This window comes from Secundilactobacillus malefermentans DSM 5705 = KCTC 3548, assembly GCF_001436395.1.
Classification (GTDB): domain Bacteria; phylum Bacillota; class Bacilli; order Lactobacillales; family Lactobacillaceae; genus Secundilactobacillus; species Secundilactobacillus malefermentans.
The window spans coordinates 20,905-36,107 of record NZ_AZGJ01000004.1; the positions used below are offsets into that span (position 1 = coordinate 20,905).

A 15,203-nucleotide genomic window follows, 5' to 3' on the forward strand; every position below is an offset into this window, starting at 1 on the left:
TGAGAACTGTTTTGTGGTGTGGGACTATGCTAAAATTGAATTTATATTAAAGGCAAGGACGGCTAGAATTATGGCAACAATTATCGATGGTAAATCCTTAGCAAATGAGTTAAATAAAAAAACTAAATTAGAAGTTGAGCAACTTAAGAAAAAAGGCATTGTACCAGGCCTCGTCGTTATCATTGTTGGTGAGGATCCAGCAAGTAAAATATATGTCCGAAATAAGCAACGAAAAGCTGAGCAGTTGGGAATTTACTCGGTTGTTGAAGAGGCACCAAGTACAATTAGTGAAGAAGACCTGATTGGAATTGTACAGAAATATAATCAAGACCCTGCGATTCATGGAATTTTAGTTCAGTCTCCGTTGCCAAAGACAATGGATGAGCCACGAGTGACACGAACAATCTTACCTGAAAAGGATGTTGATGGGTTTCATCCAGTAAATGTCGGTCGACTTTTCGCTAATTTGAAGGGCGATTATCCAATTGCTTGCACGCCTAGAGGAATAATGACGATGTTAAAGCATTATGAAATTCCGATGGAGGGAAAAAATGCAGTAGTTGTTGGACGTTCAAACATTGTTGGTCGGCCAATGATGGCGTTATTGAATAATGCCAATGCGACCGTTACCCTAACTCATCGATTTACGAGCAACTTATCACAATACACACAAAATGCCGATATTTTGGTAGTCGCAACTGGTGTCCGCCATCTAATTAAAGCAGATGCAGTTAAGCCAGGAGCAACTGTGATTGATGTTGGCATGGACCGCGATGAAAATGGTAAGTTGACAGGAGATGTTGATTTTGACCACGTCAAGGACGTTGCCGGCTTCATTACACCAGTCCCTGGTGGTGTGGGACCAATGACGATTGCAACTTTAATGCAACAGATTGTAGAACTTGCTAAGTGGAGTGATTAAAGTGGCAGATGATTATTTAACAGTTAGTGCACTAACCCAATATTTAAAACGTAAATTTGATGTAGATCCTTATCTTAATCGGGTCTATTTGACAGGTGAAATTTCAAACTTTAGACTGCGCCGAAATGCGCATCAATATTTTAGTATCAAAGATGATCATGCTAAGATCAGCGCAATTATGTTTAAATCTGCTTTTGAAAAAATAAAATTTGAACCAGAAGAGGGAATGAAAGTTCTTGTTACTGGACGAATTTCTTTATACGAACAGACTGGTAACTATCAAATTTATGTCGATCACATGGAACCAGATGGGGTTGGCCAATTTTATCAAGCGTATGAACAGTTAAAAAAGAAGCTGGATGCAGAAGGACTTTTCACTGCACCAAAGAAACCGTTAGTTCAATTTCCTAAAAGAATTGCGGTTGTTACTAGTCCGAGTGGGGCCGTCATCCGTGATATTATCACGACGACTCGAAGACGGTTTCCAATTAGTCAGATTGTTCTTTTTCCGGCAATTGTGCAGGGAAATGACGCAGCGGATAACCTTGTTCAGCAAATTAATCGAATCAATGACCTCGGAACTTTTGATACAATGATTGTTGGACGAGGCGGTGGTTCAATTGAAGATTTATGGCCGTTTAATGAAGAACGAGTTGCTAGGGCAATTTTTAATAGCAAAATTCCGGTTATTTCTTCAGTTGGCCATGAGACTGATACAACGATAGCGGATCTTGTAGCTGATGTGCGAGCGGCAACACCCACAGCTGCAGCCGAATTAGCCGTTCCGGTTTTAAGTGATTTGGTTGCCAATATATTACAAATGCGGACACGGCTGGTTAGTGTGATGCAAAGTCGGCTAACGAGTGAACAACAGCGCTTGACGAAATTAAGTAGCTCTTATATTTTTCAGCAACCTGAACGACTATATCAGGGCTATAGTCAAAATGTCGATTTATTGAGAGACCGATTGAAAAGAAAAATGCAGACGCAATTAAATGGGTGGGAACACCAAATCTCATTAATACACCAGCGATTATATTCAGCGAGCCCTACAGATTCTGTACGTCGAGCAAATCAGACGCTGCGAGATTTAAACTTTAGACAAAATAGAGCTATTAAATTGGAATTGGAAAATAAGAAAAGAAAATTTACCGATTCAGTATCTCGATTAGATGCGTTAAGTCCTTTGAGAACAATGAGTCGAGGGTATGGCTACCTAACTGAAAATGGTAAAGTCTTAAAAACAACCAATGACCTTAAACTCAATCAAAAAGTCACCATTCAGTTAATCGACGGCACTGCCAAAGCGAAAATTGAGCAAATTGAAACCACTAAAGGAGAAAAATAAAATGAGTGAACAGTCAAAAGAAAAGCAGCCAACGTTTGAAGAAAAATTGGCAGATTTAGAAACAATCGTAAATCAATTAGAGCAAGGCGATGTGCCATTGGAAAGTGCCCTTGACCAATTTCAAAAAGGAGTAAATCTGAGCAAGGACCTGCAGAAGACGCTAGAAAATGCTGATCAAACATTAGCTAAATTAATGAGTGATGATGGTAAGGAAGTTGCATTTGAAAAGCCAGCTGGTGATGAGAGTCATGACTGATGCAGAATGTTTAAAAACGTTTGAAAGCAAACTAGTTCCTGAACTCAATCGCTTATTAGAACGAAAGATTGACACATCAGTGAGTCAAACTGACTTACGAAATTCGATGAGTTACTCCGTCTTAGCTGGCGGAAAACGATTAAGACCATTGCTGACTTTAGCAGTGCTATCCGTTCACGGGGTGAATATTGATGCCGATTCTTTGCAAATAGCTGGTGCACTCGAACTTTTGCATACTTACTCACTTATTCATGATGATTTACCTGCAATGGATAATGATGATTTACGCCGAGGTAAGCCAACGAACCATGTTAAGTTTGGTGCAGGAATGGCAACATTAGCGGGTGATGGACTTTTGACCTTGGCCTTTGACTGGCTAAGCAGTGCTCCCATTTCTGCAGAGAAACGGATTGAATTGGTGAGTGCTCTCTCAATTGCGGCGGGACCTCGAGGGATGGTTTCAGGTCAAGCAACTGATATTGTGGGAGTTAATAAAGATTACAATTTTGAAGAGTTAAGAAATTTACATTTACGCAAGACGGGCGCTCTCATTCACTATGCAGTCGAAGCAGGATGTATTTTGAGCGATTTAAAGGCTGCCGAAAAAGAGTCACTACTGATCTTTGCAGATAGTTTTGGCTTGGCTTTTCAAATTTATGATGATATTAACGATGTGGTCGGATCAGAAGAGAAGTTAGGCAAACGAGTCCATGTAGATGCAAGTCAGCATAAGAATACATATCCTAGCTTATTAGGAATGGAAGGTTCTTATAAGGCATTATCGACCGCAATTGATAATGGCAAGCAGGCACTCGTTAATTTAGGTCAGCAAACGGGTGTTGATTACCAACTACTAACGAGTTTCTTTAGTTATTTTGATGTGAGTGGAGAATAAAATGGAAAAACAACGAGTCGATGTACTATTAGTGAATCAGGGCCTTTTTGATACACGTGAAAAAGCAAAACGAGCGGTGATGGCTGGAGAAGTTTTAGGTAAGAATGAAGAGCGTTTGGACAAACCGGGCGTAAAAATTCCAGCCGATACAAAATTACATTTAAAAGGGAAGGTTATGCCCTATGTGAGCCGAGGTGGCTTAAAGTTAGCTAAAGCACTAAAGCAATTTAACATTAGTGTTGATGGCAAGGTGGTCTTGGATATTGGCTCATCAACAGGTGGTTTTACTGATGTTATGCTTCAAAACGGGGCCCAGCTTTCATATGCATTGGATGTCGGAAGTAATCAACTTGTGTGGAAGCTGCGCGAGGATGAGCGCGTGATTGTCATGGAGCACACGAATTTTCGCTACAGTAAGTTGGCTGATTTCACCAAAGGCCAACCTGAATTCGCGTCAATCGATGTTTCTTTTATTTCTTTAAGTCTAATTTTGCCACCATTGAAAGATATTTTAATGGAAGATGGCGAAGTTGTTGCGCTGATAAAACCTCAATTTGAAGCAGGACGCGAAAATGTTGGAAAACATGGAATTGTACGTGACCGAGGGGTTCATGAGCAAGTAATTGAAAAAATTGTTAATCTCGCAATTTCACTCGGATATAGTGTTCTAAACTTGGATTATTCGCCCATTAAGGGTGGTGAAGGCAACATCGAATTTTTAATTCATTTAAAATCGGTTGCGACTGATCCCGTAGTTGGCACAAATGTTTCGATTGAAAAGACATTAGAACGTGCTTATCAAGACTTGAATAAATAATTCAATTTTAGTATAAAATCCGCTTTCAAATGAATACCAAATGGGCTATTATGTATATATACAGCTTATTTTGGAAAGGATGATCGCATGAAGAAGCAAGATCGTCAGAAATTAATTAGACAATTGTTGAGTAATCAAGATGTCGAGCGTCAAGAAGATTTTGTGGAGCTATTAGAAAGACAAGACATCCGAGTGACGCAAGCAACCATTTCACGAGATATTAAGGAAATGCAGCTTGTAAAGGTGCCGTCTGTTTCGGGTGGCTATCATTATGCGATGCCTGTTCAAAAGAAGTTGGACACTGAAAAGAAACTTAAACGAACGCTTAGGGATGCTTTTGTTTCCTTTGCAATTCAAGATAAAAATACATTTTTAAAAGTTTTACCTGGAAATGGACCAGCAATCGCTGCTTTGATTTATCAAATGAATTATGATTTTGTTTTTGGCACGATTGGTGATGACAATACCGTATTTACTATATGTAAGAGTGATGACGATGCGGTAAGGTTTCAGGAAGCGATTAGCTTGCTACTGGAGTGAAGCATGTTGGGTCAGGTCTCTTAGTGAGATCTGGCCCATTTATTTAGACATTTATAGAACGGAGGTAGCCACTTGATACAAGCACTATCTATTAGAAATTTTGCAATTATTGAAAAATTGGACGTTGAATTTGATAAGGGAATGACCGTGCTGACAGGAGAAACAGGTGCCGGAAAATCCATCATTATTGATGCGGTGGGTTTACTTGCAGGTGGCAGAGGTTCTCAACATTTTATTCGAACGGGAGCTGATAAGGCGGTTCTACAAGGATCATTTGTTCTTCCAAAGGGAAATGTGAGTTTTACGCTCCTTGATGAACTGGGCATTGATCATGATGACCACGAAATTATTCTCCAGCGGGAGATTCATCGTAATGGTCGGAATGTTTGTCGAGTGAACAGCATGCTGGTTAACATTCAAACATTGAAACGGATTGGCGAAACACTTGTCGATATTCATGGTCAAAATGAGCATCAAGAACTTATGCAGCCAGAGAAACACATATTTATGCTTGATGAATATGCAAATGGTCAGATTGCCACTAAACTAGAAGCATATAAACAGAGCTATGAAGCCTACTCAAAGTTAAAAAAGGCCGTTGATAAACGTCGAGCCAATGAAAAGGAATGGGCACAACGTTTGGACATGCTTAAATTTCAAGTCAATGAAATTGAGGATGCACAGCTTCAGCACGGCGAAGAAGAGAAACTTAATTCTGAACGAGATCGGTTGAACAATTTTCAAAAAATAAACGAGTCGTTGAACAGAAGTTTTTCTGCGCTTGCTGGGGATGATGAAATTTCGGGTGCGCTTGATTCAGTGGGGGAAGCGATGAATGCACTCGCAAGTATTGAGGACCTGGATTCCGAATTTAAGGAGCTTTCCGGAAACGTAAATTCTGCATTTTACGCATTACAGGATGCCTCACAGGGAATTTCACGCCAAATTGACCTGTTAGAGTGGGATGACAATCGGTTAAATGAAATTGAAAAACGGTTGGCAACAATCCAAGAATTAAAGCATAAATATGGCGATTCTGAAGACCAAGTTATTAGTTACTTCGAAAAAATTTCTAAGGAACTTGCTGAGATGGAAGAAAACGAGCTTAGTGATTCTGACGTAGAAAATGACCTAATGAAAAAGCAACAGGATTTATGGACTCGCGGAATTGAATTATCTAAAATTAGAAAATCCTGTTCAAAAGATCTGGTCAAGGCCATTCATAAGCAGCTCGCAGATTTGTATATGGAAAAAACGGTTTTCGAGGTTCGATTTTCAGAACCCAAGAAAAATACTTTTTATCGAAATGGTATCGATCAGTTGGAATTTTATATTCAACCCAATCCTGGAGAAGAGATGCGCCCATTAGCGAAGATAGCGTCTGGTGGTGAACTTTCTAGGATTATGCTTGCCCTAAAAATGATTTTTTCTAGGACGCAAGGAGTCACCTCAATCATTTTTGACGAAGTAGATACAGGTGTATCTGGCCGAGTTGCACAGGCAATCGCAGAAAAAATTAGTGATATTTCACGTGAATCACAGGTTCTTTGCATTACCCATTTACCTCAGGTTGCGGCAATGAGCGACCATCACTACTTTATTGCAAAACACGTTTCAGGAGGCCGTACCGAAACAACGCTGGCTAAGCTGACGGCACAACATCGAATTGATGAAATAGCAAGAATGCTAGCAGGGGCTGAAATTACCAAATTGGCCAAACAGCATGCCAAGGAGCTGCTTGATTTGGGAGAAAAAGCTAAATCTAAGTAGCATATAAGTTTATGTCTATTGTGAGTCCTGTTACAATGTGATTAAGTCAAATCGCAGTCATTTGCGGGTTAGGAGTGATGTGCCTTGCTATTAAAAATGGAGCACCTTTCTAAAGTTTATCCAGGTAAAAAAGAAGTTTTGTCTGATTTTAACCTTGACGTTAATAAGGGCGAATTTATATGTTTGATTGGAACATCGGGATCTGGTAAGACAACAGTTATGCGGATGATTAATAGAATGCTAAATCAAACTGAAGGTTCTATTTTGATTAACGATGAGGATATTAGCAAAATGGATCCGGTAAAACTGCGCCGGAAAATTGGCTATGTTATCCAAAATGTCGGATTAATGCCGCATATGACGATTCGGGAAAATATTACATTAGTGCCAAAACTGCTTAAGTGGTCGGAAGACAAACGTAATGAACGCGCGAAGGAAATGCTTAAGCTTGTCGAAATGCCGGAAGAAATGCTAGATAGATATCCGTCCGAGCTATCTGGTGGGCAGCAGCAACGAATTGGCGTTGTGCGAGCTTTAGCAGCGGATCAAGATATCATTTTGATGGATGAGCCCTTTGGTGCTTTGGATCCAATTACCCGTGACTCACTACAAACGCTAGTTAAAGACTTGCAGGTTCGTTTGAATAAAACGTTCATTTTTGTGACTCACGATATGGATGAAGCTTTAAGATTAGCAACGCGGATTGTCATTATGAGCCATGGTAAACAGGTTCAGACTGATTCTCCAGATAACATATTGCGTCATCCGGCGAATGAATTTGTCAAAGAGCTGATTGGAAAAGATCGCCTCATTCAAGCACGACCAAGCATTACAACGGTTGGCCAAATTATGCTGAAAGACCCAGTTGCAATTACCCCCGGTAAATCATTAATTCAAGCAATTCAATTGATGCATGATCGCCGAGTTGATTCACTATTAGTGACAGACGACGCTGGAATATTGAAGGGCCGAATTGATGTTGAAAGTGTCGACTATTCCTTTAACACGGCAACAAGTGTTGGAGATATTATGGACACGGATGTCTTTACGGTGGACTCAGATTCGCTGATTAGGGATACTGTCGGTCGGATTTTGAAACGTGGTTTTAAGAATATTCCCGTTGTTGATGACAATCATAAATTGGTTGGAATTGTTACCCGGGCAGCGTTGGTAGACATCGTGTATGACGCGCTTTACGGGGAGGCTCATGCTGAGCAAAATCATCCATCTACCGGTACTTCGGATTCGAAGAAGGTTGGTGATGACGAATGATGGCGTTCTTCCAACAATACGGCGGTCAACTACTGTTGAAAATTTGGCAGCATATCTATATTTCTGGTATTTCGCTTGCGTTAGGTGCCATTGTTGCGGTTCCCCTAGGTATTTTGTTAACACGTCTAAAAAAGGGGGCTGGCATAATCATTGGTTTTGCAAGTGTTCTACAAACAGTTCCTGCGATGGCACTACTTGCGCTGATGATTCCCGTATTTGGAATCGGTATAAAGCCCGCCATTGTTGCACTCTTTATCTACTCGTTACTGCCCATTTTACGGAACACTTATCTTGGTATGATGAATGTAAATGACACGATAAAAGATGCTGCAAAGGGAATGGGTATGACTAATTTTCAGTCAATGATGAAGGTTGAATTACCAATGGCTGCGCCAGTTATCATGTCCGGAATACGATTGTCTGCAACCTACGTCATTGCGTGGGCCGCTCTAGCATCTTATATAGGGGCTGGCGGTTTAGGAGATTTTATTTTCAACGGACTTAATCTTTATCAATCTGACTTAATTTTTGGCGGTTCTATTCCGGTCATTATGCTCGCACTGATCACTGATTATTTACTTGGTAGAGTGGAGGCTCTGGTCACGCCACGAACGGAAAGCGAATAGGAGGGACTCAATTGAAAATTTCAAAAAGATTCTTCAAGTTTTTAATTGTTTGTGCTGGCATGATTCTATTGCTGACTGGTTGTGGATTCCCTGGCTTAGGTGGAAACCAAAAGGAAACGGTTAAAGTTGCTTCAATGACCACCACCGAGCAGCAGATCATGACCTACATGGTAAAGGGCATGATTGAGCATTATTCAAATCTGAACGTTGAGATTGTTAATAATTTAGGATCGGCTTCGGTGTCTTTAAACGCAATGAAACGTGGCGATGCGGATATTTCTGCTGTGCGTTATAACGGAACTGATTTGACAACGGTTTTGGGGAATAATGCCGAAAAAGATCCAACGGTCGTTGCTAAGAAGGTAAAACAAGAATTTAAGGATCGATTTCACATGACCTATTTTAAGAGCTATGGATTCGCGGACACTTATGCATTCATGGTTACTCAAAAATACGCGAAGGAACACAATCTGCAAACCATTAGTGATTTGAAAAAAATCGCTCCTGAAATGACAGTTGGGATTGATCAGAGTTGGTTGAATCGTAAGGGTGATGGCTACTCAGGCTTTAAAAAAGAGTATCAAATGGATTTTGGAAAAATTTATCCAATGCAGATTGGGTTAGTTTATGATGCACTACAGGCTGGAAAGATGGATTCGGTTTTAGGATATTCGACTGACGGCCGAATTGGAAGTTACGATCTTAAAATATTAAAAGATGATCGACAATTTTTCCCACCATATGATGCTTCACCAGTTGCAACTGATGCCATCTTAAAAAAGCATCCTGAATTACGCCCAATATTGAACCGGATGGTGGGCAAAATTTCACTAAAAACAATCCAAAAGTTGAACTATCGAGTTGATGATAACTTAGAGGAACCGCAAGCAGTCGCAAATGAGTATTTAAAAGCACATGACTACTTCAAAGGGAGTGATAGTTGATGAAAAACTTAAATTTATTGGATCAATTAATCTACTACTTTTCTCATAATGGACTTTATGTTTTAAATCAATTTAATCGAACTTTCCTGATTGCAATTTATGGTGTGATTTTTGCAGCCGTTATTGGAATTCCAATTGGCATTTGGACGGCTAAATATCGGAAACTAAGTCCAATCGTCATCGGAATTGCCAATGTGATTCAAACAGTTCCATCCCTTGCAATGTTATCAATCATCATGTTGGGTCTTGGACTTGGTGTCAATACCGTGATTATGACGGTGTTTCTGTATGCGTTACTCCCAATTATTAAAAATACTTACACGGGAATGGTCAATGTTGATCCGGACGTGCTCGATTCTGGGAAGGGCATGGGCATGACAACTTTTCAGTTGTTATATTTAGTTGAATTACCACTTTCGTTATCGGTTATCATGGCCGGCATCCGAAATGCATTGGTTCTAGGAATAGGGATCACAGCCATTGGCTCTTTCGTTGGTGCTGGTGGATTAGGTGATATCATTATTCGAGGAAGTAATGCGACTAATGGTGGTGCCATTATATTAGCGGGTGCATTACCGACTGCATTAATGGCCATCATTTCTGATGCAGTATTAGCTTTCTTTGAGAAAAAATTTGATCCAAGCAAAAAAAAGGCGACAAAATAAAGGACTAGTAATCATTGTAAGAACAATGACTGCTGGTCCTTTTTACATCGCAGTTAGGTAGAAGTTTTTTAAAGCGCAGAAATGTATCGAATTCGATTCGTAAAAATAATTTTAGTAAGGTTGGATTGCGGATTTTGAATGAGGAGTTGATGCTCTGGTCCGTTTTTTAAAACACCGGTAACTACTTCAATTTGGCCATTCTGAGCATCAACTTATAAGGTAACGGGTTTGCGACTCGTAACAGAAGCACTGATAAACAACTTTTGTTGAAATGCTGGCATCCGTGTTTGCTTTTCTAATAGGTAATCTTGCGGAGTTAAACTGAAGAATTGTTGATATCGATTAGTAAGTTGTTCCGTTAAGTTTTTTATTGCTGAAATTTGTGCAGCCATTGAATATCACCTCGAACGTTTGTTTGTATTTCTATTATACGAACAAATGTTCCAAAAAGCAATACCCTTTATTTTTTATTTTTGCATGGCTAAAATTTGGTTGGGACTTGCAGAAATGAATAAAAAGGCGCAGAATGTACTATTATAAACCTTAAAAGGGGATTCAACATAAATGGCAAAACGTGGTATGTTAATTGTGCTTTCTGGTCCTTCAGGAGTTGGTAAAGGAACTGTCAGAAAAGCACTGTTTGATGCAGGTGACACAGACTTTCAATATTCAATCTCCATGACGACTCGAAAGCCACGCGATGGCGAAAAAGATGGCATTGATTATTTCTTTGTTTCCAAGGAGCAGTTCGAAGATAACATTCAGAATGGAAAAATGTTAGAATATGCTAAGTACGTTGACAATTATTACGGGACACCAATTGATTACGTTAATGCGACGCTTGACTCGGGCAAAGATGTTTTCCTAGAAATTGAGGTAAATGGCGCGATGCAAGTTCGTGCAAATTGCCCAGATGCTGTATTTGTTTTCTTAACGCCGCCTGATTTAGTTGAACTAAAACATCGTCTTGTTGGACGAGGTACGGACGATATGGAAGTTATCAACAAGCGTATTAAAAAGGCGGTCGGTGAAATCGGAATGATGCGGAACTATGATTACGCAGTTGTTAACGATGAAGTACAAAATGCAGTAGACCGAATTCGTTCAATTATTAATAGTGAACGGTTGAGAGTTACAAGAGTGATGCCAGATTACGAACAAATGTTAGGAGAAGATTAATTATGTTATTATACCCATCAGTAGATGATTTGTTAAAAAAAGTTAACTCAAGATATTCACTTATTATGTTGGCAAGCAAGCGGGCACATGAGCTTGATGCTGGTGCTACCCCATTACTTTCAAGCTACGAATCGCCCAAAACTATTGGTCGTGCACTTGAAGAAATTGCAGCCGGAGTTGTATCGATAGATGCAGAAAAAACGAAAGCTAACAAAAGTAAATAATGACTGAAGCAGGACCATGAAAATGGTGCTGCTTTTTTATTCGTTTAAATACATAAAAATTGGTACAATGGAGCAAGCAAGAAACTAATTTTTGGGGGCACTAAAATGCAAAAGAACAAACACATTACTTTGTACGTATCAGGGAGTATTGCTGCCTATAAATCTGCAACGTTAGTTCGGTTACTGGTTAAAAGTGGCGCAGAAGTGAGAGTTGTTCTAACCGAAGCGGCCCAGAAATTTATCACGCCGTTAACATTTGAAGTATTAAGCAAGCAGTCTGTCATAACGGATGCTTTTGATTCTCAAGAGGATTTTGTGCCACACATCGAATTAGCTGACTGGACTGACTTAGCAATTGTTGCGCCAGCAAGTGCGGATCTGATTGGTAAACTTGCAAACGGGTTAGCGGATGATATGGCAAGTTTGACACTGTTGGCTACAACGGCACCTAAAATAATTGCGCCGGCTATGAACGAACACATGCTGAATAATCCTGCGACTGTTAGAAATATTCGACAATTGCATCATGATGGTGCGCTTTTTGTCGATTCTGGTTATGGATTTTTGGCGGAAGGCTATTCAGGTCAAGGCCGAATGGCTGAGCCGGAACAAATTTTTGCCGCGGTAGATGCTGGGCTGGGTGTTGTTCAACAAGGATTAAAAAATAAAAAAGTTTTGATTACTGCTGGAGGTACCCGTGAATTAATTGATCCAGTTCGGTTTATTGGGAATAAATCATCTGGAAAAATGGGATATGCAATCGCGCAGTCTGCAATTAATGCGGGTGCCCAAGTGACGTTGGTAACTGGAAAGACGAATTTACAACCTCCACTTGGCGCAAAGGTTATTCATGTCATTTCGACCAAAGAAATGGCTGATGCAGTGGCGGAGAACTTCGAACAGTCAGACGCTTTGATTATGGCTGCAGCAGTTGCCGATTTTATGCCTGAAAATTATGTGGATCAAAAAATAAAAAAACAGGCCGAAGATGATGGCCTCACACTCAAATTAAAGAAAACAGTGGACATTATTAAAACAATTGGTGGCCAAAAACATGCTGGTCAAATCGTTGTTGGCTTTGCTGCTGAAACTCAAAATCTTTTAAATAATGCAAACAAGAAACTCAATGATAAACGGATGGATATGCTAGTTGCAAATAATGTTTCAAATGACAAAATCGGGTTTAACAGCGATGACAACCAGGTCACTTTTTTGCTACCAGGACAAGAGCCGGAACAGACACCAATAATGACCAAACACGCTATCGCAAATATGTTAGTTGATAAAATTTCACATTTATTCAATGAGTAGGAGACGAGTTATTTAATGGAACAAATTGCAAAGGTAATTGTTGATGTGCCAACAATGCAGACAAATAGTCCATATAGCTATCTGATTCCTCAAGAATTTTTAAACCAGATTCAAGTCGGAATGCGAGTAATTGTCTCATTTGGTAAGGGCAATCGGAAGGTCCAAGGAATGGTTGTTGGCATTGATGATGACAAAAGCTTTGATGGAAAATTAAAAGAGATTGATTCTATTATGGATTTACAACCGGTGTTAAACACTGAACTCTTGAAGTTGTCAGGTTATTTAGCAGAGTCAACCTTTTCCTTTGCAATTACTTGTATTCAGACTATTTTACCTAATGCATTAAAGGTTAAATATGAAAAAGAATTGGTTCCAGCTACGACAATAAACGATGCTGATAAAGCACAAATTTTTGGTGGACAAAAGCGATTACTTTTTGAAAGTGATCAATTAACAACACAACAACTTAGCCGACTTTTAAAACTCAAAAAAGCAAACCAAATAAAAATAAATTATCTCGTTCAAGATCGGGCCAAAGCTAAAACAGAAATTCAAATTAAGCGGACTCCCAATGTTAGTTTTCTAAGAGAAGAATTTGATTCGATTCGAAAAGGGGCTGTCCAGCAGGAACGTCTTTTGAACTACCTCGTTAGTATGGGGGAAAAACAAGTTAGTCAATCTGACCTGATTGAAGCAGCAGATGTTTCGAGTGCCACTATTAAGTCTGGCGAGAAAAAGAAGTGGCTAACTCGCAGTCGTGTTGAAGTCTTACGAGATCCCTTTAAGCACGAAGTCACTCGTACTCAACCACTTAAGTTACAACCAGATCAACAAAATGCTGTTGATGCAATTTCTGAAAAAATTAATCATTCAGAGTATTCACCGTTTTTGCTAGAAGGGGTTACTGGTAGTGGTAAAACCGAAGTTTATCTTCAAAGTATGGCTCAAGCACTAAGTGAGAATAAGACCGCGTTGATGCTGGTCCCTGAAATATCGTTAACACCACAAATGGTTAATCGAGTGAAAGCGCGATTTGGGCATCAGGTAGCAGTTCTTCACAGTGGTCTTTCAGATGGTGAAAAGTATGATGAATGGCGCCGAATTGAGCGTGGGGACGCAAAAGTTGTCGTTGGCGCTCGTTCGGCAGTATTTGCACCTCTTAATAACATTGGGATTATTATCATGGATGAAGAGCATGAAACAAGTTATAAACAAGACGAGAGCCCAAGATATCATGCACGCGATGTTGCTTTGTGGCGAGGTAAATACCATGGCTGCCCAGTTGTCCTAGGTTCGGCAACGCCATCCCTAGAAACTCGTGCTCGAGCTGAGAAGGGTCTGGTTACTCGGTTACTTTTACCAAATCGAATCAACCATCAGTCCTTACCCGCAGTTTCAGTTGTTGATATGAAGAATGAAATTAGTCAGCACAAAGAGAGCAACTTTTCGACGGAATTGCTGGACGCGATTAAACTGAGAATTCAGCGTAAAGAGCAGATTGTCCTGATGTTGAATCGGCGAGGGTACTCGTCCTTTATTATGTGTCGAGATTGCGGCTTTGTTTTGATGTGTCCCAACTGCGATATTTCGTTGACGCTTCACATGGATACGCACTCAATGAAATGTCACTATTGTGGACATGAAGAGGCGATACCAAAAATTTGTCCAAACTGTCAGAGCCACAAGATTCGGTATTATGGAACGGGCACTCAAAAAGTAGAAACCGAATTAAAGGAACTTCTACCAGATGCACGAGTTATTCGGATGGATGTTGATACGACTAGACGTAAGGGTGCCCATGAAAAACTTTTGGATGAATTTGGCAACCATGAAGGGGATATCTTATTAGGCACCCAGATGATTGCTAAAGGACTGGACTTTCCTAACGTGACATTGGTGGGCGTATTAAATGCTGATACGTCGCTAGGGATTCCGGATTATCATTCAAGTGAACGAACCTTCCAATTGTTAACTCAGGTCAGTGGTCGAGCAGGCCGAGCGGAAAAAGCAGGTCAGGTCATTATTCAAACGTTTAATCCGGACCATTATGCCATTCAATTGGCAAAATCTCAGAATTACGAGCAATTCTTTGCCTATGAAATGAAAATTCGTCATGAAAGTAACTATCCACCATACTATTATGCGGTTCAAATCACGACAAATGCTGCAACTGAGGCCGAAGCAGCTAAACTAATGTTTAAGATAGCAAAGCAGGCAAGAGAAGTCCTTTCTGATCAGGCAATTGTTCTTGGTCCAACACCACAAACTATTGCTCGAATTAAAAAACGCTATTATTACCAACTCATTATTAAGTATAAAAAGGAACCACAACTGAATGAACTGTTGACGAAGGTTCTTAAAAATTCACAGAAATTAGGTAGAAATGCCGCAAAGGTTAGTATTAATCCCAACCCAGTTAGCTTTATGTAATTAA

The 15,203-nt window shown here is 39.9% G+C and carries 16 protein-coding genes; 15 read left to right on the forward strand and 1 reads right to left on the reverse strand.

The window, feature by feature from the left end:
• Nucleotides 1–70 precede the first annotated feature (70 nt).
• From FD44_RS01420 to FD44_RS01470, 11 genes are all read left to right on the forward strand, one after another.
• Nucleotides 71–922 (forward strand): bifunctional methylenetetrahydrofolate dehydrogenase/methenyltetrahydrofolate cyclohydrolase, encoded by an 852-nt coding sequence (locus FD44_RS01420; RefSeq protein WP_010619909.1) that lies wholly within the window; start codon nucleotides 71–73, stop codon nucleotides 920–922.
• Nucleotides 918–2,270: an exodeoxyribonuclease VII large subunit gene (xseA, locus tag FD44_RS01425; RefSeq protein ID WP_404814668.1), complete on the forward strand. Its 1,353-nt coding sequence runs from the start codon at nucleotides 918–920 to the stop codon at nucleotides 2,268–2,270. Before FD44_RS01420 ends, xseA begins: the two co-directional genes overlap by 5 nt.
• A 1-nt stretch (nucleotide 2,271) precedes the next feature.
• Nucleotides 2,272–2,526, forward strand: a complete 255-nt coding sequence (locus FD44_RS01430) for an exodeoxyribonuclease VII small subunit (RefSeq protein ID WP_010619907.1) — start codon at nucleotides 2,272–2,274, stop codon at nucleotides 2,524–2,526.
• A complete protein-coding gene (locus FD44_RS01435) occupies nucleotides 2,519–3,421 on the forward strand; it encodes a polyprenyl synthetase family protein (protein WP_010619906.1) in 903 nt (300 codons plus the stop codon). The genes FD44_RS01430 and FD44_RS01435 overlap by 8 nt, the downstream gene beginning before the upstream one ends.
• Nucleotide 3,422: 1 nt before the next feature.
• Nucleotides 3,423–4,238, forward strand: coding sequence for a TlyA family RNA methyltransferase (locus tag FD44_RS01440; RefSeq protein WP_010619905.1), 816 nt, complete (start codon nucleotides 3,423–3,425; stop codon nucleotides 4,236–4,238).
• Between the two features lie 87 nt (nucleotides 4,239–4,325).
• Complete coding sequence (locus tag FD44_RS01445) at nucleotides 4,326–4,778, forward strand: arginine repressor (RefSeq protein WP_010619904.1); 453 nt, start codon at nucleotides 4,326–4,328, stop codon at nucleotides 4,776–4,778.
• A gap of 72 nt (nucleotides 4,779–4,850) precedes the next feature.
• A complete protein-coding gene (recN, locus tag FD44_RS01450) occupies nucleotides 4,851–6,548 on the forward strand; it encodes a DNA repair protein RecN (RefSeq protein ID WP_010619903.1) in 1,698 nt (565 codons plus the stop codon).
• Between the two features lie 84 nt (nucleotides 6,549–6,632).
• On the forward strand, nucleotides 6,633–7,820 hold the full coding sequence (locus FD44_RS01455) for a betaine/proline/choline family ABC transporter ATP-binding protein (protein WP_010619902.1): 1,188 nt from the start codon (nucleotides 6,633–6,635) through the stop codon (nucleotides 7,818–7,820).
• Complete coding sequence (locus FD44_RS01460) at nucleotides 7,817–8,446, forward strand: ABC transporter permease (RefSeq protein WP_010619901.1); 630 nt, start codon at nucleotides 7,817–7,819, stop codon at nucleotides 8,444–8,446. The genes FD44_RS01455 and FD44_RS01460 overlap by 4 nt, the downstream gene beginning before the upstream one ends.
• A gap of 11 nt (nucleotides 8,447–8,457) precedes the next feature.
• Nucleotides 8,458–9,390, forward strand: coding sequence for an osmoprotectant ABC transporter substrate-binding protein (locus FD44_RS01465; RefSeq protein ID WP_010619900.1), 933 nt, complete (start codon nucleotides 8,458–8,460; stop codon nucleotides 9,388–9,390).
• Nucleotides 9,390–10,055, forward strand: a complete 666-nt coding sequence (locus FD44_RS01470; RefSeq protein ID WP_010619899.1) for an ABC transporter permease — start codon at nucleotides 9,390–9,392, stop codon at nucleotides 10,053–10,055. Before FD44_RS01465 ends, FD44_RS01470 begins: the two co-directional genes overlap by 1 nt.
• Before the next feature lie 212 nt (nucleotides 10,056–10,267).
• On the opposite strand, the gene FD44_RS01475 is transcribed toward FD44_RS01470, so the two are convergent.
• Nucleotides 10,268–10,447: a hypothetical protein gene (locus FD44_RS01475; RefSeq protein ID WP_029327545.1), complete on the reverse strand. Its 180-nt coding sequence runs from the start codon at nucleotides 10,445–10,447 to the stop codon at nucleotides 10,268–10,270.
• 172 nt (nucleotides 10,448–10,619) lie between these two features.
• Here FD44_RS01475 and gmk point away from each other — a divergent pair, with 172 nt between their 5' ends.
• From gmk to priA, 4 genes are all read left to right on the forward strand, one after another.
• Nucleotides 10,620–11,234, forward strand: a complete 615-nt coding sequence (gmk, locus tag FD44_RS01480; RefSeq protein WP_010619898.1) for a guanylate kinase — start codon at nucleotides 10,620–10,622, stop codon at nucleotides 11,232–11,234.
• 2 nt (nucleotides 11,235–11,236) lie between these two features.
• Nucleotides 11,237–11,458, forward strand: coding sequence for a DNA-directed RNA polymerase subunit omega (gene rpoZ / locus FD44_RS01485; RefSeq protein ID WP_010619897.1), 222 nt, complete (start codon nucleotides 11,237–11,239; stop codon nucleotides 11,456–11,458).
• A gap of 105 nt (nucleotides 11,459–11,563) precedes the next feature.
• A complete protein-coding gene (coaBC, locus tag FD44_RS01490; protein WP_010619896.1) occupies nucleotides 11,564–12,769 on the forward strand; it encodes a bifunctional phosphopantothenoylcysteine decarboxylase/phosphopantothenate--cysteine ligase CoaBC in 1,206 nt (401 codons plus the stop codon).
• A gap of 15 nt (nucleotides 12,770–12,784) precedes the next feature.
• Entirely contained in the window at nucleotides 12,785–15,199 is a 2,415-nt protein-coding gene (gene priA / locus FD44_RS01495) for a primosomal protein N' (protein WP_010619895.1), read from the forward strand.
• The last annotated feature ends 4 nt before the right edge of the window (nucleotides 15,200–15,203 follow it).